A 19,341-nucleotide genomic window follows, 5' to 3' on the forward strand; every position below is an offset into this window, starting at 1 on the left:
GGTTTGGAAGGGGCCCCTTCCAAACCAAATCAAAATCATACACATTACCAATACAAAGCTGGTTGATACTTGTAATCAATTTTACACAATATTATGGACTTGACTCAATTATTGGGCTGAAGGTGCAATTCTTGGGCGGAAGGTGCAATTCTTGGGTTGAAGGTGCAATTCTCGGGCGGAAGGTGCAATTATCGGGTTGAAGGTGCAATTCTTGGGCTGAAGGTGCAATTCCGTGGTTGAAGGTGCAATTCTCGGGCGGAAGGTGCAATTATCGGGTTGAAGGTGCAATTCTCGGGCGGAAGGTGCAATTCCAGGGCTAAAGGTGCAATTCTCGGGCGGAAGGCGCAATTCCCGGGCTAAAGGTGCAATCCCGGACCTAAAGAGTGAAATTTCGACCATTTTTTCAAGAAAACCATAAACGATTTCCATTGTAGCTACCATTAAATTGTGTTAAAGTATTAACAAGTTTTATTTTAATTCATAGTATACTCATAGGAATTATATAGATTAGGGGTGCATATAGTGGGACGGGAATTTTTAGACTTGTTTGATGAGTGGGCAAAAGATTATGATCAAGCAGTTATAGGTAAGGATCCCCAGTATGTAGAGGTTTTTTCAAACTATGAGCAAATCTTAAGTGAAGTAGCCAATCGTTCCTATGGAAAAGTTTTGGAATTTGGTGTAGGGACAGGTAACTTAACTAAAGTTTTATTTGACCAAGGTTATGATGTTGTAGGGATTGAGCCATCCACGGAGATGAGAAAGGTAGCAAAACAAAAACTTCCTGCGCATATTCCGATAAAAGAGGGCGACTTCTTAACATTTCCTTTAGAGAAAGACGTTACTACCATTGTAAGTAGTTATGCTTTTCATCATTTAACCGATGAGGAGAAAGAGAAAGCTTTCAACATATACTCGAGCCTTTTAAAAAAACAGGGGAAAGTTGTATTCGCTGATACTATGTTTGAATCGGATCGTGCTTTTACTACAATAATAGAAGAAGCGAAAGAAAAAGGGTATAATCGCCTAGCAGAGGATTTATTATCCGAGTATTATACAACGATACCAAACTTAAAAAGGATAGCTGAGGATACTGGCTTTACGGTTCATTTTACTCAGCTTAATGATTTTGTTTGGATCCTTGATGCAACGAAAGTGAAGGATTAAGGTAACACCTCTCTTTTGTTTAAAAACTTGAGTAGAAAGTGGGATTAGTAATGAAAGTAGCAATTATCGGAGCAATGGAAGAAGAAGTCGTTATATTAAGAGAAAGAATGACAGATACAACTGTGTTAAATGTAGCAGGTTGTGAGTTTACAGAAGGTACTCTAGAAGGTGTTCAGGTCATTCTGTCCAAATCAGGTATTGGAAAAGTAAATGCAGCCATGTCCACTTCGCTTTTACTACAAATATATAAACCAGATTTTGTTTTAAACACTGGCTCTGCTGGAGGTTTTAATCCTGAGCTTGAGGTTGGAGATTTAGTCATTTCAACTGAAGTTCGTCACCATGACGTTGATGTGACTGTTTTTAATTATGAATATGGTCAAGTACCGGGTCTTCCAGCCGCTTTTGTTGCGGATGAAAGACTCATTACGATTGCTGAGAAAGTAGCTAAAAATATGAAGGATGTTCAAACTGTTAAGGGTCTAATTGCAACAGGTGATTCGTTTATGAACGACCCTGAGAGAGTGCGATTCGTTAGAGAAAAGTTCCCAGCTTTACAAGCTTCTGAAATGGAAGCAGCAGCGATTGCACAAGTTTCTCATTTGTTTGGAGTGCCATTTCTAATCATTCGAGCACTTTCAGATATCGCTGGTCAGGAGTCTAATGTTTCATTTGAACAATTCCTCGATAAAGCTGCAAAGCATTCAGCAGAACTAATAGTGAATATCATCAAAGAGATTTAAGGACAAATGTGCAGTAAGAGGTGAAATCATTGAACATTTATAAAAATGTACATGAGTTAATCGGGAATACCCCTGTTGTTGAAATTACTCAATTTTCTTTGCCGAAAGGTGTAAGACTCTTCGCTAAATTAGAGTTTTATAACCCTGGAGGAAGTATCAAGGACCGTTTGGGAATGGGGCTTTTACAAGATGCGGAGAAAAAGGGGTTACTGAAACGAGGGGGGACGATTATCGAGCCAACAGCTGGAAATACAGGGATTGGCTTATCTCTTGCTGCTCTGAATAAAGGGTATCAAGTCATCGTTTGTGTTCCGGAAAAATTCAGTGTTGAAAAACAGGAACTGATGAAGGCTTTAGGGGCCAAGATTATTCATACTCCTACAGAACAAGGGATGAGGGGAGCTATTCAAAAAGCAAAGGAGTTAAGTGAATTAACGCCAAATTCCTTTTCACCAAGCCAGTTTGCTAACCCTGCAAACCCAGAAACCTACTATAAAACTCTCGGACCGGAGCTTTGGTCTCAACTTAATGGAGAGATAGATATATTTATAGCGGGTGCCGGAACGGGTGGAACTTTTATGGGGACATCACAATTTCTAAAAGAACAAAATCCAAAAATTAAAACGGTGATTGTTGAGCCAGAAGGATCGATATTAAATGGGGGAGAGCCTGGCCCTCATAAAACAGAAGGGATCGGAATGGAATTTATCCCTGAATACATGGACAAAAACCTATTTGATGCTATTCATACTGTTGACGACGAAGCTGCCTTTAGAGCTGTAAAGGAATTAGCACGAAAAGAAGGGCTATTAGTAGGAAGTTCATCGGGAGCAGCCCTTTGTGCAGCCTTGCGTGAAGCAGAGAACCTTCACACTGAAGCAAACATTGTAACGATCTTTCCTGATAGTAGTGAAAGATATCTTAGTAAAAAAATATATGAAGGTGGGATTTAGGATGAGGAAAAAAACCCAACTCATTCATGGAGGAATTGTCGGGGATGAACAAACAGGAGCAGTGTCGGTCCCGATTTATCAAGTAAGTACTTACAAACAAGAAGCAGTAGGGAAGCATAAAGGCTATGAATATTCTAGAACAGGGAATCCAACAAGACATGCTCTTGAGGAACTCATAAAAGATCTTGAGGGTGGTGTAGCTGGATTTGCATTTGGATCGGGGATGGCAGCCATTACTGCAACTGTTATGCTATTTAACTCAGGAGACCATATCATATTAACCGATGATGTGTACGGTGGGACCTACCGAGTTATGAATAAGGTATTAAATCGTTTTGGAATAGAATCTACCTTTGTTGACACAAGTGATGTAGAGAACATAAAGAAAGCGTTAAAACCTAATACTAAAGCACTTTATATTGAAACACCTACGAACCCTCTACTTAAAATTACAGATATTGAGGCAGTATCGAATTGGGCGAAATCTGAGGACCTATTAACTATTGTAGACAATACGTTCTCCACTCCGTATTGGCAAAATCCTATCAAACTTGGAGCAGACATTGTCCTTCATAGTGCAACAAAGTATTTAGGCGGTCATAGTGATGTTGTGGCAGGTTTAGTGGTTGTGAATGATAACAAGTTAGCAGAAGATCTTCATTTTATTCAAAATTCAACTGGTGGGGTATTAGGACCACAAGATTCATGGCTTCTTATAAGAGGAATAAAAACACTTGGTGTAAGAATGGAAGAGCATGAAACAAATACGAATAAAATAGTAGAGTTTTTATCTACACATCCAAAAGTGGAGAAGATTTACTATCCAGGATTACCTAGCCATCCATACCATGAGATTGCACAAAAACAAGGAAGTGGTTTTGGTGGGATGTTATCTTTTGACGTTGGTAGTGAAGAAGCAGCAGACAAGTTGTTAGCTAAGATTAAGTACTTTACTTTGGCTGAAAGTTTAGGTGCTGTTGAAAGCTTAATTTCGGTACCGGCTAAGATGACTCATGCTTCGATTCCACCTGAGCGACGCCAAGAGTTAGGGATTACAGATGGTCTGGTTAGAATTTCTGTAGGTCTTGAAGATGTAGAGGACTTAATCGAAGACTTGAAACAAGCATTGGAATTATAATCTGTTCTAAGTGAGAAGTAAAATTAACTAAAATAAGCAAGGCTACAGGTTCCGACTCAACTTGTAGCCTTGTTTTTAAGTGAAAACCTTTCTAGTTCTTCCTTTTATTACAAGAGAGAATTCTAGCCTACTATGTTATGATTTTAATAGAACTTTTTTCTACTGGTAGGTGAAGGATATGAAAAAACAGATGAAAGATCTTCAAGGGAAAGTTGAGGATTATCAAAGGTTTGCCTATATATTGTTAGCTGTTAGTGGTTTTTTCTATTTCGGAGCTGTAATCCCTACCATTCAAAAAACTGAGTTTGTGTTAACATTGCTCATGGTAGGTACTCTTGTTATGATTGTAGCTGCAACAGCCAGTTTACTATACGCTAAACGTTGTAAAAGTACTCTTCTTCAATTAGAGGAAGAACAAAATATAAATAATTAACGGTTAGAAGTCAACAAATGTTGGCTTCTTTTTTTGGCATTATAAACCGTTAAAAACAGGTTATTTAACCAATTTTTATTTTTTTAGGAAAAAAGTGGTTTACAAACGGTACTCATGTGTATATAATTAGCAATGGAGATTAAGAAAAGGAGGTCGAATGACATGAAAAAGTTAGTTAACTTCAAAATTGGAACTACAATTTCATATGAAACACCTTACGTAATCGACCTCGGTATAAGTTTGTAATTGGTTATGTCTACACAATATGACTATAACGCCGCAGGGACTACGTATCCTTGCGGCTTTTTTGTGCCCATATATGGGTCTCATTAAAGCGCGGGGAAACTTTCCTGCGCTTTTTTATGCCTAAAAACGTGTGTAGATCAAATCAAACCATAATCTCAAATAAAGATAGAAGGAGGAAACCCGTCATGACATTTCAATTTTTATTCTTTACGATTACTGTTCAGAAGCGTAAAAAAACCGTGGAACAGTACAGACGTGAAGCACAAGTTCAAGAAATCTACGATGAAATGAAATATCGTTACCTTGAACATTTTACCCGTATTGGTTAATCAACAACAATAATAAAAAGAGAAGAGAGGAGAGATTTTAATGATTGGTTTTACATTTTTAAAGTTTGGAATTCTTATGGAGATGGATACAGCTTAGCTAAAGAGCAGCTTCACGGGAAGCTGCTCTTTTATTTTTAAGTACATAGTCATTATTTCCTACAAATGGATGGTAATACCAGACTCTTTCTTTTAATGGACAGACACAAAACTGAAATAAAAACATATTTATAGGTTATAGGCGAATGTCTTAGAGGAGAGGTGACGGAATGTCTGGTATCATAGCAGCATTGTCCTACTTAATGAAGGAGCTTATTTTTCTTGTTTCTTATGTGAAAAATAATGCCTTTCCACAGCCCTTATCTGCTAGTGAAGAAAGGAAATACTTACGCAAAATGGCAGAAGGGGATGAGGAAGCCAGAAACCTGTTAATCGAGCATAATCTAAGGCTAGTGGCTCATATTGTAAAAAAATTTGAAAATACTGGCGAGGATGTTGAGGATCTCATCTCAATTGGAACCATTGGTTTAATCAAAGCTATCGAAAGTTATTCGGAAGGCAAGGGAACAAAGCTTGCTACCTATGCTGCTCGTTGTATTGAAAATGAAATACTTATGCACCTTCGTGCACTAAAGAAAACGAAAAAAGATGTTTCTTTACATGACCCTATTGGTCAGGATAAGGAAGGAAATGAAATCAGTTTAATTGATGTTTTAAAATCTGAATCAGAAGACGTAATCGAAACCATCCAGTTAAATATGGAGCTTGAAAAAGTGAAGGAATATATTGATGTCTTGGATGGGCGAGAAAAAGAAGTGATTGTTGGACGCTTTGGCCTTGATCTTCAAAAGGAAAAGACACAAAGAGAAATAGCAAAAGAACTAGGTATTTCAAGAAGCTATGTTTCTAGAATTGAGAAGAGAGCACTTATGAAAATGTTTCATGAGTTTTACCGTGCTGAAAAAGAAAAAAAGGGTAAATAGAAAAAGGGCTGCCGATGCAGCCCTTTTCATATTCTTACATTTTTCCATCTTGTATTAAAGGCTTCCAGTTTTCTCCACGGTCTGTTGTTTGAAGGATATCTGGGTCATAGGTAACTATGGAGAATTGGTTTGGGTTTTGTTGAGAAACCGCAATGTAAGTAATAGGATTATCATAATCCAAGTATGGAATGGGTAATGGGGTGGATTTTTTATTACTCAAATTGAAACTGTGAAGTCCAATATCTCCCTCATCACTAACCGTTGCATAAATTATTTCCTCTTCCGAAAAAGCAAGGGCTGTAATCATACCTTCCGTCCATTTAGAAAAGGTATCTCCAGCATTTTCGGAAACAAAGAGACCTTCTCTGGTTGCTAAAGCAACCATTTCTCCGTTAGAAGGGTGTACAGCTATCATGCCATATGTATCCGCATCGAAACCTGCCATAATGGGTTTATTCCAGTCCCCTCCTCCATCTGAAGAATGGTAGAAGCCTGTGTTTAGTGATGAATTTGCCTGTTCATTGATGATATAGACATCTTGACCAGAATAACTCGCTCCTAAAAAATGAAAATCGGATTCTCCGTGGAATTTAATAAGGTTAAGTTCCTCTCCGTATTGGTCAGCCTTAATGAGTCCAAGAGGATCTTTTAAGGATGAGTCATTATTAGGGTGACCGCTTGAATAAAAGCCGTCCTTCGTCACTTGAAAGCCCATATAATCATGGAGGTTTTTCGTGGTCTCAAACCAGGAAGCAGATACATCTCGATAAACTTTAATTCCGTTATGTGTAGCAACCAGGAGTTCATTTTCATCGTTATATCCAATTCCATGAACATGTTCTATCGTTAATTCATCCGTCTCAACTAAAAATGGTTGGTTGGATTCTTCAGAGTTTTCTATGGTTTCCTGTTGTGTGTCCTCCTTTGGAGTACTGTCGTCTGCCGAACAGGAGGCAAGGAACAGAATGCTAAAAGTAAAAATTGTCCATTTTCTCATCAGTGTTACACCTCTTACTAGCTAAGATTGCATTAACAATTACTAAGTGTAATGTAATGGCTTAACTCTGTACTTACAAGATTGTAGTCAATAGCCACAAATTCGCTTCTACATTTCTTAGTATCGCCATGCATCTACCACTATAAGCGAAAATGGACAAAAAATCATGTGAACAATTTGAGAATTTTGTAGAATAAAAGTGGGGAGTGGGGAGGATTAACTCGATAAATAATCTTTTTTAATATCCTTTACTTTCACTGTTGTCTTGCCTTTTCCATTACAAATCGGGCACTTTTTTGTAAGCATACCATAAGATTTAATAGATCCGGCTCCGTTACATTTTTTACAGATAGCAATTAGCTTCATAGGAACACTCCCTTCTTTTAGTTTGAAAATTCTAACTTTACATATTATTATATGAAAATTCTGGAACCATGTGTAGTATGGAAATCTTACATAATATAAACTTGTGACTTTTTTGATGCCCAAACATAATAGTCGTTTGTCTCATATTATATAGGGAGAAATTAAATAGGAGGGACGACTATGCCATATGCTTTTCCGTACGGTTATCCTCCAGCACCATATCCTGTATACACGTATAACGCAGGTGGAGCATACTTTGCATTAGTGATTGTATTGCTTGTATTATTGCTAATCTTTGGTGGTTGGTGGTGTTACCGTTAAAGCGTGTAAAACATGAGTCATTCTTTCAGGAGGTTGTGCTTATTCTGAGTGCCACCTCCTTTTTTGCACTTTAACGTATTACGAAATATAAGGGTTACGAAATAAATGATTAGTAATTTTGTAGAAATCATCTTATAATAAAGATAATTCTATCAATGGGAGGGATTGTTTTGACAAAAACAGTTTACGCAGAAACATGGGACTTAGATGTCTTTTTCCCTGGAGGCAGTAAGTCTGAAGAATTTAAACAATACATAGAAGAACTAAAGGGAAAAGTTCAGTCTTTTTCAGATCAAGTAAAGACTTTAGAGGTTTCAGGTGGTGCTTCAGAAACTAAAGGTTTAGAGGGTGTTCTTCAAGCTTTTTCAAAAGTTGCTTATAGCATGAGACAAGCAGGAGCATTCATTAGTTGTTTAACGGCTCAAGATACTACTGATGATAAAGCAGTAGAATGGAGAGGAACGTTAACAAACCTTAGTGCATCGTTTCAAACATCTTTAACTACTTTAGACCAGAGGTTAACTCAATATGAAGATGGTGTGTGGGAAGAATTATTAAAGAAAGCACCATTTACTGAGATTGCCTTTGTATTGGATGAGAGAAGACAAAAGGCAAAAGAAAAGCTTTCATTAGAGCAAGAATCACTTATTAACTCTTTAAGTGTAGATGGGTATCATGGGTGGGGTCAGTTCTATGACCAAATCGTTAAAAATATTCAAATTCCCTTTAAAGAAAATGGGGAAACAAAGCTACTTTCTGTTGGACAGGCATCCAATAAATTCTCTAACGGTGACCGTGAAGTCCGTAAACAAGTGTTTGAAGATTGGGAGAAGGCTTGGGCAGACCAAGGTGACTATTTGTCTAACACACTAAATCACTTAGCAGGTTTCCGCCTTCAGGTATATAAGCATAGAGGGTGGGAAGAAGTTCTAAAAGAACCACTTTCCATTAACCGCATGGAAAAGAAAACATTAGATGCTATGTGGGAATCTATTGTTGAACACAAGAAACACTTGGTCAAGTACTTAGAAAGAAAAGCAGAGTTACTAGGGGTGGAGAAGTTAAATTGGTATGATTTAAATGCACCAATTGGATCTAGTGAGTCTAGTGTTACCTATCAAGAAGGTGCCGATTTTATTATTGAAAACTTTAAAGATTTTGGTGAAGAGTTAACGGCATTCACTCAAAAGGCTTTTGAAGATCGCTGGATTGAGGCAGAAGATAGACCTGGTAAGAGACCAGGAGGATTCTGTACAGGCTTCCCTGAAAGTGGACAATCTCGTATCTTTATGACGTTCAGTGGTACACCTTCGAATGTATCAACATTAGCCCATGAGCTTGGACATGCTTTCCATAGTTATGCTATGAAGGATGTACATCCTTTGAATAAAAGCTATGCGATGAATGTAGCCGAAACAGCTTCTACTTTTGCTGAAGCAATTGTTAGTGATGCTTCCGTTAAAACTGCTAGCACACACGAGGAAAAGCTTGCTCTTCTTGAGGATAAGCTACAACGTTCTGTTGCGTTACTAATGAATATTCACGCACGTTTCTTATTTGAAACACGTTTCTATGAGGAAAGAAAGAACGGAAATGTATCCTATAATCGTTTAAATGAGATTATGTTAGAGGCTCAAAAAGAAGCATATTGTGACTCATTGGGTGAGTATCATCCATTGTTCTGGGCATCTAAACTACATTTTTATATTACAGGAGTACCGTTCTATAACTTCCCATACACATTCGGATTCTTGTTCTCTATGGGAATTTATCAAAGAGCCCTAGAAGAAGGACAAGGCTTTGAACAAAAGTATATTGCGCTATTAAAAGATACTGCATCTATGACTGTTGAGGATTTGGCAAAGAAACATTTAAATGTTGACTTAACAGAAAAAGATTTCTGGGAGGATGCAATAAAACCAGTGGTGAAAGATGTAGAAGATTTCTTAGAAATGACAAAATAATGAGTAATAAAAGTCGATCCATAGTGGGTCGGCTTTTTATTTATGCCTTTTGTTCATAAAAAAACCGCCAAAAAGGCGGGCTTGGTATCGTTCTACATTTTTTTTACTTTAAATGGACTAACCATACAAAGAGATAAAACCACCATTATAAATAAGTAAGCATTTCCTGGAATAAAAGATGTTAATAAGAACAAAAGAGTAGCTATACAGCCTACAACAGTAATCGGAACTCCTGTAAAATATCCTTGTTGCTCAGAAATATTGAAACGAGCTAATCGAATCGCACCACAGCTGATATAAAATATGGTTACAAACATTCCTGCAGAACCAAATTCATTCAGTACTCCTTGATATAGCAACATCGCTGGGGCAATACCAAAAGAAATAATATCACACATCGAATCTAATTGTTTACCAAACTCTGACTCTGTTTGAAGCTTACGAGCTGTAATCCCGTCAAAACGGTCCATGAGGGCAGCTAGAAAAATGAGAAGTAAACTAAGATGTAATTGTCCCTTTGTTACATATAGAATGGCGAATGAACCAAGGAATAAATTAGATAGTGTAATAAGATTTGCAGCTTGTGACTTTAGCTTTTTTACCGTAATATCAATTACGTGGGTTAAAAACAAAATTATCACTCTCCTAAAATATAGAAGATACCAGTTTATTATATTATAATATCTTTATTGTATGAATTTTATGAGGAAAGGTAAAGATAATTTTTTTCTCATAAACATAGCTAATCAGAAAATGGGTGACATACTTGATTAAAGAAAAACTATATCGCATCATGATCGAACTAACAAACGGGCCATTTACAAGTAAGATTTTACAAAAGTTTACACAATCAAAGTGGAGTCGTAGACTCATTCCATTATATATGAAAACGTATAATATTTCCTCTGACGAGCTTTCTCTGCCCCTAGATGCATACCCTTCTCTCCAAGAGTTCTTTATTCGAAAACTTAAAGATAACGCTAGAACCATTACTGAAGGGGAGAAAACGATTATTAGTCCAGTTGATGGAGTACTTGAAGACTGGGGTAACATTACACCTGATACTCAAATGTTGGTTAAAGGAAAGCCCTATTCCATTGAAGAAATGTTAGGTAGCAAAGAAAAGGCAGATGAATATGCAGGTGGAAAGTTCATTTTATTGTACCTTAGTCCAGCTCATTATCACCGGATTCATTCTCCCTTAGCCGGTAAAGTCGTATCAACATATTCTCTTGGTAGCAAATCGTATCCGGTAAATCGACTAGGCATTTCCCTAGGAAAGTCCCCTCTGTCAAAAAATTTCCGATTAGTTTCAGAATTTGAAAATGAGGAACGGAAATTTGCCCTTGTAAAAATAGGTGCGATGTTTGTAAATAGTATTGAATGGACATGTAAAAATGAAAACGTGATAAAGGGAGAAGAATTAGGTTACTTCTCATTTGGCTCTTCGGTTGTTTTATTGTTTCCAAAAGGTTATATGGAAATAGACCAGAATTTAAAAAGAGGAACACCTGTTTTAATGGGAACCAATATAGGACGGGTTAAATAGTTAATGATTAGAAGGGATAGAACATGGACCACTTCTAGAGTGAGTGCCAGTGTTTTATCTCCTATTTTATTTTGACAAAAAAAATACTCTGTTTTAACAGAGTGGGAAGTCAATTATGAGCTCTTTTTAATTTGATGGGTTAAAGAACGACGGTGTATTTCTGTCTCAATGAGGCGAATAAACTCAGGGCTTAAATTTAGTTCTCGCGCTTTGTAGTACGACTCTAGTAATAGTTGATCGGATAACTTTTTCACGAACAGCACCCCCGATTTTTGAAATAAGGTTCTATTCACCAAGTGTTTGACATAAATTAGTAGGTTGCTTGGTGTATATTCAATCTAACAGATTTAAAAACTTAGAACAAGCGTTCTGTTATCCACAGAGGTCAGTGGATAACCTGTTATTAAGTTGTGTGTAAATTCCGAAATACCACAATTTTACTATGTGTATATTGTGTATAAAGTTTTCCACAAGTGTTGAAATCCCAACCAATTTGTCGAAAAATATTTGAATTAAAGTCGATTTTCCTATAAAAATGTATATGAACAAGAGCAGTATAAGAAAAAAGTCATGCTTTCATCGACGTAGTATCACTGTTGTTACTTTCTTGTTGTTTAGGAAATTATAAAATCGCCACTTGTGTATAACTTTGCATGAAATGGGTCTCCGGCCAGCTCCAGCGCCTAGCCAGTTCTTCATTGAAAATACTTCCCGAATAACTTGCTTAAAGCATGATCGTTAGATGATGCTTTAAGCAGCTCGAGGTCACAAACCAATCCGTCAAGAAGGTTAAAAAGCAACCTTCTCGCCGGCTTGTCTTGTGCTTGTCGGGGCTGATCGAGGCGCTTGCGCATTTGTTCTCAAAAGGAACCTTTGAAACAACAGGAAAAATTCGGTATGATGATGAAAGTCATGAAGAATGAGGTGGATAAAGTGCTAACAAACTTTTTACCAGCAGAGCACGTTAAGGATATATTTGAGATAACACCAGATAGATTGAAGGAAAAAGGGATTAAGGGTATCATTACCGATTTAGATAATACCTTAGTGGAATGGGATCGTCCGAATGCAACCCCCCGTTTAATTGAATGGTTTGAAGAAATGAAGAAGAATGACATTTTGGTAACGATCGTATCAAACAATCAAAAGGAAAGAGTTCGTTTGTTTGCAGATCCTTTACATATACCATTTATTTATCAGGCAAGAAAACCAATGACAAAGGCCTTTAAGAAGGCTGTTACAAGTATGAATATTAAAAAGGAAGAAACCGTAGTGATTGGTGATCAATTACTAACGGATGTGCTAGGAGGAAATCGAGCAGGGTTTCATACCATACTAGTCGTCCCAGTTGCTCAATCTGACGGTTTTTTTACTAGGTTTAACCGAATTATAGAAAGACGAATTTTAAATATATTAAAAAGAAAAGGTTATATCCAATGGGAGGATCAATCGTGACACATTCAGAAGAACAAATTTTCAGCTGTATTGGTTGTGGAGTTCATATCCAAACGGAAGACCCCAACAAAATGGGATATGCACCTCCTTCTGCTTTAGAAAAAGAAGAAATTGTATGTAAACGTTGCTTCCGTTTAAAGCACTATAATGAGGTCCAAGATGTTGAACTAACTGATGATGATTTTCTTAGAATGCTCCATAGTATTAGTGAAGATGATGCTTTGGTTGTGAAAATTGTAGATATATTCGACTTCAATGGTAGTTGGATTACGGGTATTCAACGGTTTGTCGGAAATAATCCAGTTTTACTTATTGGAAACAAAGTAGACCTTCTCCCTAAGTCTGTAAAGCATTCCAAGCTAATTCAATGGATGAAATTCCAAGCCAAAGAAATGGGATTGAAGCCACTTGATATTGCTTTAGTAAGTGCCGACAGAGGTAAGGGTATGGATGAGGTACTAGGTGTAATTGATCACTTCCGCAAAGGAAGAAACGTCTACGTAGTTGGAGCTACTAATGTTGGGAAGTCTACTTTTATCAACAAAATTATTGAAAAAGTGGCTGGCGAACAAAATGTTATTACAACCTCCCACTTCCCAGGTACCACATTAGATTTCATTAGAATACCGTTTGATGATGAACAGAATATGATTGATACTCCAGGAATCATTAACCGTCATCAAATGGCTCACGTAGTTGGTAAGAAGGATTTGAAAACGATAACGCCTAAAAAGGAAATCAAACCAAGGGTTTTTCAGCTGAATGAAGGACAAACTCTGTTTTACGGTGGATTAGGAAGGCTTGATTTTCTGAAAGGTGAAAGGCATTCATTTATACATTACTTCTCTAATGAGTTAAATATACATCGGACGAAACTTGAAAAGGCAGATGAACTTTACAAAAACCATCTAGGTGAACTGTTATCTCCACCTGACGAAGAAAGTAAAGAGGGATTCCCTCCATTGGTAAGACACGAATTTATGATTTCAGAAGATAAGACAGATATTGTGTTCTCTGGTCTAGGATGGGTTACGATTCAAGAAAAAGGTGTAAAGGTAGCTGCATACGCGCCAAAAGGAGTATCTGTTCTGATTAGGAAATCGCTTATCTAATGTAGGGGAAGGAATGTCAGGAATGGAAAAAATATATGGAGTGATCGGAAATCCAATTAAACATTCACTCTCACCTCTTATTCATAATCAAGCTTTTTCATTAAATGATATAGAAGCTAGATATCATGCCTTTAAGGTAGAGAAGGAATTCCTAGGCGCGGCTGTCCAAGGGATGAGGGCACTGGGTATAGGAGGGTTTAATGTTACTATCCCACATAAAGAAGCTGTGATGGACTTTCTAGATGATGTTGACCCCCTTGCTAAACAAATCGGTGCAGTTAACACCGTTGTCCAAAAAGATCATAAGCTTGTGGGTTATAACACCGATGGAATTGGTTTTGTTAAAGGAATGAGAGAAACTATTTCAGATAGTGAAATAGAAAATAAAAAAGTGTTGATTATTGGCTCAGGAGGAGCAGCGAAGGCGATTTATTTTACCTTACTTACAGAAGGTTTTATCCACGTTGATATAACCAATCGTTCTTTAAGTAGAGCACAAAATCTAATATTCGAATGCCCACACCCAACTAGTAATCAATCGAATGCATTAAGCTTATCTGAAGCAGAAAGCCAACTTCAGTCTTATGAGATTCTCATACAGACAACTTCAGTAGGAATGTCACCAGAAGTAGATGTGGCACCAATTAAATTAGATAAGGTACAAAGTGGAACGTTTGTCTACGATATTATATATAATCCTTTCGAGACAAAACTTCTGGTAAAAGCAAAAGAAAAAGGTTGCTTGACCCATAATGGCCTGGATATGTTTATTTACCAGGCTGCGTATGCCTTTCAATTGTGGACAGGAGTTTGGCCGAATACGACCATCATGAAAAAGACACTAGTGGAACACTTAGGAGGAAGTTAAAATGTTAACGGGTAAACAAAAAAGATTTTTACGTTCGAAGGCTCATCACCTGAACCCTATTTTTCAAGTTGGGAAAGGTGGAATAAGTGAGAATTTAGTAAAACAGATTGTGGATGCTCTTGAGGCGAGAGAGCTTATTAAAATCAGTATCCTGCAAAATTGTGAATATGACCGTGATACTGTTGCTGAAGAACTTTCTAGTCAAGCGAAGGCTGAGCTTGTTCAAGTAATCGGAAACACGATTGTACTCTACAAGGAATCAAAAGAGAAAAAACAAATAATCCTACCATAAAAAGGATGAAGACTATGGTAAAAAAGGTTGGCATCTTAGGTGGCACGTTTGATCCGCCACATATTGGTCATCTCATTATAGCTAATGAGTGCTTATTCCAAGCTTCATTAGATGAGGTTTGGTTCATGCCAAATAATGTTCCACCTCATAAACAAAAAACCGATGACGTATCAAATAGAGAGAGGGAAGACATGGTGCGTTTAGCTATCATGAATCACCCCCGCTTTAAGTTGGAGCCAATCGAACTAAAAAGAGAGGGTACTTCCTATACCGTGGATACCATGAGGTTGTTAAGGGAACAAAACCCAGATGTGGATTTCTATTTTATTATCGGTGGAGATATGATTGAATATTTACCAAAGTGGTATAAAATAGAAGAATTGGTTAAGATGGTACAGTTTTTAGGTGTGAAAAGACCTAATTACTCAGACCAATCAAGCTTCCCAGTAAAGCTGTTAGATATACCAGAGATTAACCTTTCCTCCACACAAATCAGAGAACGAATACAAAAAAGACAATCCATTCGTTACCTGGTTTCAGATTCAGTTAGGGAGTACATAGAGGAGAACGGTATATATGGATCCTAAAAAAGCGTTAGAAATTGTTCGGAAACAATTAAAGGAAGAGCGATATAACCATACATTAGGTGTTGTGGAATCATCAATACAATTATCGAAACTGTATCAGGTAGATGAAAAAAAGGCAGAATTAGCAGCAATCTTTCATGATTATGCTAAGTATCGTCCGAAAGAAGAAATGCGTTCCATTATTATTCAAGAAAAAATGGCTGCTGACCTCTTACAATTCCATCATGAGTTATGGCATGCTCCAGTCGGGGCATACTTAGTAAAAAGGGAAGTTGGCATTGAAGACGAGGATATTCTACTAGCCATCAAGTCCCATACGACGGGAAGACCTGGTATGACTGACTTAGAAAAAGTAATTTTCTTAGCGGATTACATCGAACCTGGTCGTAAGTTTCCTGGTGTAGATGAGGCGAGAGAGCTTGCCAAGAATGATTTGAATCAAGCAGTTATTTTTGCTTTAAAAAACACAATTCAATTTCTGATGAGGCAAAATCAGCCAATTTATCCTGATACTTTTCAAACTTATAATCATATGCAATTAAATAGGAGGTCTAACTAAATGGAATCTCAAGACCTGTTGAAAACAGTAGTAAAAGCTGCTGATGATAAGAAAGCCAATGATTTAATGATATTAAATATGCAAGGGCTATCACCTATGGCAGATTATTTTGTAATAGGTCACGGAAATTCAGACCGACAAGTACAAGCCATTGTAAGGGAAATTAAAGATCAAGTTCATGAACTAGGTTTGTCTGTTAAAAGACTAGAAGGCTTTGATGAAGCCAAATGGATTCTTATGGATATTGGGGATGTAGTTGTTCATATTTTCCAGAAAGATGACAGAGCCTACTATAACCTAGAACGTCTGTGGGGAGATGCACCTACAATTCAGGTAGAAAGTGTGCTGGCTTAATGAGCCATTATATCAATATGGCCACCGTTTATGATGCGTTAATGGCCGATGCACCATACGATAAATGGGTTGATTTCGTAATTAAACATGTTACTTCCATTCAAAAGCCACATGAAGAAACTTCTCTCCTCGATGTAGGGTGTGGAACGGGTGAATTAGTCATCCGATTAAAAAAACACGGTTTCCTTGTAATGGGAGTGGATTTGTCCGAAACTATGCTTGCTATTGCCAGGCAAAAAGCAGAAATCGAAGGATTAAAGATTCCTCTTTTTCATCAGGATATGACATCTCTACAGGTTGAAGAACCAGTTGATATTATTACCATTTTTTGCGACTCATTGAACTATCTACTGTCTAAAGAAGATGTAATCAACACTTTTAAAGCCTGCTACGAGAGTTTAAACACAGGTGGAATGATTTTGATTGATGTCCATTCCCCATATAAAATGGAGCAGTTTTTGATGAATGAGCCCTTTTATCAAGTCGGTGAAGATGTTACGTATATTTGGAATTGCCAAGAAGGAAACGACCCATTGTCTGTAACTCATGATCTGACCTTCTTTGTTCTTAACGAGGTAAGTGGGGAATATCAGCGCTTCGATGAATGGCATCAACAAAGAACATATCCAATCGATGAGTGGAACGAAATGCTTTCTTCTGTAGGTTTTTCTTCTATCACTCTTCAAGCTGATTTTACGAATGAACCAGACGAAACCTCTGAGCGAATATTCTTTTGTGCAAAAAAATAACAGCCACCTATTTTTAGGGGCTGTTTTACTTTTTTAAAGTTTAAGAAGGAGTTTGAGTTTTTACGGAGAATTATATACCGAACTGTTCGTATACTTTCTCTAAATCCTCACCAAATTTCTCATGGGTTGCTTGAAATAGCTTTTCAAATATCCCATCAAGCTCTGTTTCCAACACTTTAATTCCTTCTCCGGTTATACCACCCTTTACACATACTTTATCTTCTAAAGTAGGTAACGTGTAATGTCCTTGTCGGAGTAACTCACCTAATCCAACTAACATCTCACTGGCTAAAATTGTTGCTGTTTCCTCGTTAATTTCAGTTTCCTGAACTGCACCTTCAATAAACCGCCTTGTTAAATAACTAAAAAAAGCCGGTCCGCAACTCACTATATCTGATGCAACCCTTGTGATATTTTGAGGAATTTCATAAGGCTTCGAAAAAGCTCTAAATAATTCCAACAACTGATGTTTCCATTCTTGAGTACAGGTGGATCCAAATGTAAATAAAGAGACTCCAGAAAATGCGCGGTTCGTAATGCTTGGTATGATTCTTGCAACAGAACAGTCAACTTGATGCTCAAGTTGTTCTACTGAAACCGGACTTGTAATGGATATCATACAGTGGGAAGTCGTTAAGTGTGGTTTTATTCTCTGTAGTAATGGAAAAATATCATGTGGTTTTACACAAATAAATAGACATTGACTCTTTTGAACCAACTCTTCAACATGATCGAATACTTGAAGTTCAGGATAGTTATGCTGTAGTCTTTCAGCTTTTGCACGGGTTCTGTTATGAATGGACAGGCATGAAGGAGAAACTGCGTTTGCTTCTATCATCGCTTCAACTAGTATACTCCCCATATTGCCAGTACCAATCACGCCAATTTGCATACGTATCCCCTCCTTCATATTTAGTCTCTTTCACTTTATGTTTTAATCTGACCATTTATACCAAAACGCAAGGAGTGTTATCATTGAAATACATGTTAGAAAGCCCTAAAAGAATATTTATAATCGCCCTTTTATTATTTTTAATCTTTTTCATTGGCTTTTGGATGCAAAAAAAAGAAGAGTCAGCCTGGAATACGACGCAAGCTTTAACAATTGTTCCAGAAAGCTTACAAGATGAAGACGAACATCCTAATGAAGAGTTAGTACCACCTGAGAACATGGAGTCATTGCCCGAAAAGGAGATATGGGTATATGTTGATGTTAAGGGTGCAGTGGATAAGCCAGGTGTATATAAAGTTTCGGAAAATTCTCGGGTGCAGGATGTTGTAAAGAAAGCGGGAGGATTTACAAAAGAGGCGGATCAGATGCAAATAAATCTTGCCCTTAAAGTATGGGACCAAATGCTCCTATATGTGCCCGAACAAGGGGAAGAAATTGAGATAGTTAGTACACCCGTGATATCATCACAAGATAGTACTGATCACCGCATCAATGTTAATACGGCAACTCTTCAGGAATTGATGACTTTAAATGGTATAGGTGAGAAAAAGGCAGAAGCCATTATTAAATATAGAGAGGAAAATGGTCCATTTATTTCTGTAGAGGAACTCTTAAACATATCAGGAATTGGAGAAGGAATTCTGTCGAAGATTCGCGAAGATATAAGCTTGTAACGAAAAAAGATTTTTTGCAAAAAATGTTGATTAGGAGTTGATATAGATGAGTAGAATTACATGGAACGAATATTTTATGGCGCAAAGCCAACTACTTGCACTACGAAGCACTTGTACACGATTAGCTGTAGGTGCAACGATTGTTAGGGACAAAAGAATGATAGCAGGTGGTTATAATGGATCCATAGCAGGAGGGGAACACTGTACAGAAAAAGGGTGTTATGTGATTGATGGACACTGTATAAGGACAATTCATGCTGAAATGAATGCGATATTACAATGTGCGAAATTTGGAGTGCAGACAGACGGTGCTGAAATTTATGTAACACATTTTCCTTGTCTTAATTGTTCAAAAGCCATTATTCAAGCTGGTATTAAAGCAGTGTACTATGCACAAAGCTATAAGAATCATCCATATGCAATAGAACTTTTTAAGCAAGCTGGAGTGAAAACAGAGCAAGTCACTCTTGATAACAACGATGTAGTTGCAGCTTTTTCAAACTAGATAACATGAGGGTAAACCATATACTGTTGTGTGGCATATGTACCATAC

General features: G+C 37.3%; 25 protein-coding genes. 20 read left to right on the forward strand and 5 right to left on the reverse strand.

Annotated features, from left to right (window positions below):
- Positions 1-522: 522 nt before the first annotated feature.
- The 7 genes from ABDZ91_RS17245 to sigK all read left to right on the forward strand — a co-directional run bounded on the left by ABDZ91_RS17245 (position 523) and on the right by sigK (position 5,989).
- Positions 523-1,167, forward strand: coding sequence for a class I SAM-dependent methyltransferase (locus ABDZ91_RS17245; protein WP_343801617.1), 645 nt, complete (start codon positions 523-525; stop codon positions 1,165-1,167).
- Between the two features lie 50 nt (positions 1,168-1,217).
- Positions 1,218-1,910, forward strand: a complete 693-nt coding sequence (mtnN, locus tag ABDZ91_RS17250) for a 5'-methylthioadenosine/S-adenosylhomocysteine nucleosidase (RefSeq protein WP_343801620.1) — start codon at positions 1,218-1,220, stop codon at positions 1,908-1,910.
- A gap of 29 nt (positions 1,911-1,939) precedes the next feature.
- The gene (gene cysK, locus ABDZ91_RS17255) at positions 1,940-2,863 is read left to right on the forward strand and encodes a cysteine synthase A (RefSeq protein WP_343801623.1); all 924 of its coding nucleotides are present in this window, start codon (positions 1,940-1,942) and stop codon (positions 2,861-2,863) included.
- Position 2,864: 1 nt separating this feature from the next.
- The gene (locus ABDZ91_RS17260) at positions 2,865-4,001 is read left to right on the forward strand and encodes a bifunctional cystathionine gamma-lyase/homocysteine desulfhydrase (RefSeq protein ID WP_343801626.1); all 1,137 of its coding nucleotides are present in this window, start codon (positions 2,865-2,867) and stop codon (positions 3,999-4,001) included.
- Positions 4,002-4,179: 178 nt separating this feature from the next.
- Positions 4,180-4,434, forward strand: coding sequence for a YrhC family protein (locus ABDZ91_RS17265; RefSeq protein WP_343801629.1), 255 nt, complete (start codon positions 4,180-4,182; stop codon positions 4,432-4,434).
- Positions 4,435-4,865: 431 nt separating this feature from the next.
- Positions 4,866-5,009 (forward strand): YrzI family small protein, encoded by a 144-nt coding sequence (locus tag ABDZ91_RS17270; protein ID WP_343801632.1) that lies wholly within the window; start codon positions 4,866-4,868, stop codon positions 5,007-5,009.
- Between the two features lie 266 nt (positions 5,010-5,275).
- Positions 5,276-5,989 carry an RNA polymerase sporulation sigma factor SigK gene (gene sigK / locus ABDZ91_RS17275; protein ID WP_343801634.1) on the forward strand — a complete coding sequence of 238 codons (714 nt, stop codon included), beginning with the start codon at positions 5,276-5,278 and terminating at the stop codon, positions 5,987-5,989.
- Between the two features lie 34 nt (positions 5,990-6,023).
- On the opposite strand, the gene ABDZ91_RS17280 is transcribed toward sigK, so the two are convergent.
- The gene (locus ABDZ91_RS17280; protein WP_343801636.1) at positions 6,024-6,986 is read right to left on the reverse strand and encodes a F510_1955 family glycosylhydrolase; all 963 of its coding nucleotides are present in this window, start codon (positions 6,984-6,986) and stop codon (positions 6,024-6,026) included.
- 216 nt (positions 6,987-7,202) lie between these two features.
- On the reverse strand, positions 7,203-7,352 hold the full coding sequence (locus tag ABDZ91_RS17285) for a hypothetical protein (protein WP_343801639.1): 150 nt from the start codon (positions 7,350-7,352) through the stop codon (positions 7,203-7,205).
- Between the two features lie 180 nt (positions 7,353-7,532).
- On the opposite strand from ABDZ91_RS17285, the gene ABDZ91_RS17290 reads away from it, so the two are divergent.
- On the forward strand, positions 7,533-7,673 hold the full coding sequence (locus ABDZ91_RS17290) for a hypothetical protein (protein WP_343801642.1): 141 nt from the start codon (positions 7,533-7,535) through the stop codon (positions 7,671-7,673).
- A gap of 170 nt (positions 7,674-7,843) precedes the next feature.
- Positions 7,844-9,637: a M3 family oligoendopeptidase gene (locus tag ABDZ91_RS17295; protein WP_343801645.1), complete on the forward strand. Its 1,794-nt coding sequence runs from the start codon at positions 7,844-7,846 to the stop codon at positions 9,635-9,637.
- Positions 9,638-9,729: 92 nt separating this feature from the next.
- Here the strand turns inward: ABDZ91_RS17295 and pssA are convergent, their stop codons facing one another.
- Positions 9,730-10,269, reverse strand: coding sequence for a CDP-diacylglycerol--serine O-phosphatidyltransferase (gene pssA, locus ABDZ91_RS17300; RefSeq protein ID WP_343801648.1), 540 nt, complete (start codon positions 10,267-10,269; stop codon positions 9,730-9,732).
- 137 nt (positions 10,270-10,406) lie between these two features.
- On the opposite strand from pssA, the gene ABDZ91_RS17305 reads away from it, so the two are divergent.
- Positions 10,407-11,186, forward strand: coding sequence for a phosphatidylserine decarboxylase (locus ABDZ91_RS17305; protein ID WP_425541859.1), 780 nt, complete (start codon positions 10,407-10,409; stop codon positions 11,184-11,186).
- Between the two features lie 113 nt (positions 11,187-11,299).
- On the opposite strand, the gene ABDZ91_RS17310 is transcribed toward ABDZ91_RS17305, so the two are convergent.
- Positions 11,300-11,440 (reverse strand): sporulation histidine kinase inhibitor Sda, encoded by a 141-nt coding sequence (locus ABDZ91_RS17310; protein WP_343801656.1) that lies wholly within the window; start codon positions 11,438-11,440, stop codon positions 11,300-11,302.
- 658 nt (positions 11,441-12,098) lie between these two features.
- Between ABDZ91_RS17310 and ABDZ91_RS17315 the strand changes: the two genes are divergently transcribed.
- Genes ABDZ91_RS17315 through ABDZ91_RS17350 form a run of 8 tightly spaced genes read left to right on the forward strand, consistent with a single transcriptional unit; the run spans position 12,099 to position 17,162 of the window.
- Positions 12,099-12,641, forward strand: a complete 543-nt coding sequence (locus tag ABDZ91_RS17315; RefSeq protein ID WP_343801848.1) for a YqeG family HAD IIIA-type phosphatase — start codon at positions 12,099-12,101, stop codon at positions 12,639-12,641.
- On the forward strand, positions 12,623-13,753 hold the full coding sequence (gene yqeH, locus ABDZ91_RS17320) for a ribosome biogenesis GTPase YqeH (protein ID WP_425541856.1): 1,131 nt from the start codon (positions 12,623-12,625) through the stop codon (positions 13,751-13,753). Before ABDZ91_RS17315 ends, yqeH begins: the two co-directional genes overlap by 19 nt.
- A 22-nt stretch (positions 13,754-13,775) precedes the next feature.
- Entirely contained in the window at positions 13,776-14,621 is an 846-nt protein-coding gene (aroE, locus tag ABDZ91_RS17325) for a shikimate dehydrogenase (protein WP_343801661.1), read from the forward strand.
- Between the two features lies 1 nt (position 14,622).
- The gene (yhbY, locus tag ABDZ91_RS17330; protein WP_343801663.1) at positions 14,623-14,913 is read left to right on the forward strand and encodes a ribosome assembly RNA-binding protein YhbY; all 291 of its coding nucleotides are present in this window, start codon (positions 14,623-14,625) and stop codon (positions 14,911-14,913) included.
- Between the two features lie 14 nt (positions 14,914-14,927).
- On the forward strand, positions 14,928-15,500 hold the full coding sequence (locus ABDZ91_RS17335; protein ID WP_343801665.1) for a nicotinate-nucleotide adenylyltransferase: 573 nt from the start codon (positions 14,928-14,930) through the stop codon (positions 15,498-15,500).
- A complete protein-coding gene (gene yqeK / locus ABDZ91_RS17340) occupies positions 15,490-16,059 on the forward strand; it encodes a bis(5'-nucleosyl)-tetraphosphatase (symmetrical) YqeK (protein ID WP_343801667.1) in 570 nt (189 codons plus the stop codon). The genes ABDZ91_RS17335 and yqeK overlap by 11 nt, the downstream gene beginning before the upstream one ends.
- Entirely contained in the window at positions 16,060-16,413 is a 354-nt protein-coding gene (rsfS, locus tag ABDZ91_RS17345; protein WP_343801670.1) for a ribosome silencing factor, read from the forward strand. It abuts the gene before it with no gap.
- A complete protein-coding gene (locus ABDZ91_RS17350; RefSeq protein ID WP_343801673.1) occupies positions 16,413-17,162 on the forward strand; it encodes a class I SAM-dependent DNA methyltransferase in 750 nt (249 codons plus the stop codon). Before rsfS ends, ABDZ91_RS17350 begins: the two co-directional genes overlap by 1 nt.
- 70 nt (positions 17,163-17,232) lie before the next feature.
- Here the strand turns inward: ABDZ91_RS17350 and comER are convergent, their stop codons facing one another.
- Complete coding sequence (comER, locus tag ABDZ91_RS17355) at positions 17,233-18,054, reverse strand: late competence protein ComER (RefSeq protein ID WP_343801676.1); 822 nt, start codon at positions 18,052-18,054, stop codon at positions 17,233-17,235.
- Positions 18,055-18,146: 92 nt separating this feature from the next.
- Here comER and ABDZ91_RS17360 point away from each other — a divergent pair, with 92 nt between their 5' ends.
- Positions 18,147-18,788, forward strand: a complete 642-nt coding sequence (locus tag ABDZ91_RS17360; protein ID WP_343801849.1) for a helix-hairpin-helix domain-containing protein — start codon at positions 18,147-18,149, stop codon at positions 18,786-18,788.
- Positions 18,789-18,834: 46 nt separating this feature from the next.
- Entirely contained in the window at positions 18,835-19,293 is a 459-nt protein-coding gene (locus ABDZ91_RS17365; protein WP_343801679.1) for a ComE operon protein 2, read from the forward strand.
- The last annotated feature ends 48 nt before the right edge of the window (positions 19,294-19,341 follow it).

Source organism: Bacillus carboniphilus, from assembly GCF_039522365.1.
Lineage (GTDB): Bacteria > Bacillota > Bacilli > Bacillales > JC228 > Bacillus_BF > Bacillus_BF carboniphilus.

Coding starts and splice junctions, on each gene's coding strand:
- ABDZ91_RS17290 (WP_343801642.1), top strand. CDS start 7,533: ATGCCATATGCTTTTCCGTACGGTTATCCTCCAGCACCATATCCTGTA.
- aroE (WP_343801661.1), top strand. CDS start 13,776: ATGGAAAAAATATATGGAGTGATCGGAAATCCAATTAAACATTCACTC.
- yqeK (WP_343801667.1), top strand. CDS start 15,490: ATGGATCCTAAAAAAGCGTTAGAAATTGTTCGGAAACAATTAAAGGAA.
- ABDZ91_RS17335 (WP_343801665.1), top strand. CDS start 14,928: ATGGTAAAAAAGGTTGGCATCTTAGGTGGCACGTTTGATCCGCCACAT.
- ABDZ91_RS17280 (WP_343801636.1), bottom strand. CDS start 6,986: ATGAGAAAATGGACAATTTTTACTTTTAGCATTCTGTTCCTTGCCTCC.
- ABDZ91_RS17265 (WP_343801629.1), top strand. CDS start 4,180: ATGAAAAAACAGATGAAAGATCTTCAAGGGAAAGTTGAGGATTATCAA.
- comER (WP_343801676.1), bottom strand. CDS start 18,054: ATGCAAATTGGCGTGATTGGTACTGGCAATATGGGGAGTATACTAGTT.
- ABDZ91_RS17260 (WP_343801626.1), top strand. CDS start 2,865: ATGAGGAAAAAAACCCAACTCATTCATGGAGGAATTGTCGGGGATGAA.
- ABDZ91_RS17360 (WP_343801849.1), top strand. CDS start 18,147: ATGTTAGAAAGCCCTAAAAGAATATTTATAATCGCCCTTTTATTATTT.
- ABDZ91_RS17285 (WP_343801639.1), bottom strand. CDS start 7,352: ATGAAGCTAATTGCTATCTGTAAAAAATGTAACGGAGCCGGATCTATT.
- ABDZ91_RS17350 (WP_343801673.1), top strand. CDS start 16,413: ATGAGCCATTATATCAATATGGCCACCGTTTATGATGCGTTAATGGCC.
- rsfS (WP_343801670.1), top strand. CDS start 16,060: ATGGAATCTCAAGACCTGTTGAAAACAGTAGTAAAAGCTGCTGATGAT.
- yqeH (WP_425541856.1), top strand. CDS start 12,623: ATGGGAGGATCAATCGTGACACATTCAGAAGAACAAATTTTCAGCTGT.
- ABDZ91_RS17270 (WP_343801632.1), top strand. CDS start 4,866: ATGACATTTCAATTTTTATTCTTTACGATTACTGTTCAGAAGCGTAAA.
- ABDZ91_RS17365 (WP_343801679.1), top strand. CDS start 18,835: ATGAGTAGAATTACATGGAACGAATATTTTATGGCGCAAAGCCAACTA.
- yhbY (WP_343801663.1), top strand. CDS start 14,623: ATGTTAACGGGTAAACAAAAAAGATTTTTACGTTCGAAGGCTCATCAC.
- ABDZ91_RS17315 (WP_343801848.1), top strand. CDS start 12,099: ATGAAGAATGAGGTGGATAAAGTGCTAACAAACTTTTTACCAGCAGAG.
- mtnN (WP_343801620.1), top strand. CDS start 1,218: ATGAAAGTAGCAATTATCGGAGCAATGGAAGAAGAAGTCGTTATATTA.
- sigK (WP_343801634.1), top strand. CDS start 5,276: ATGTCTGGTATCATAGCAGCATTGTCCTACTTAATGAAGGAGCTTATT.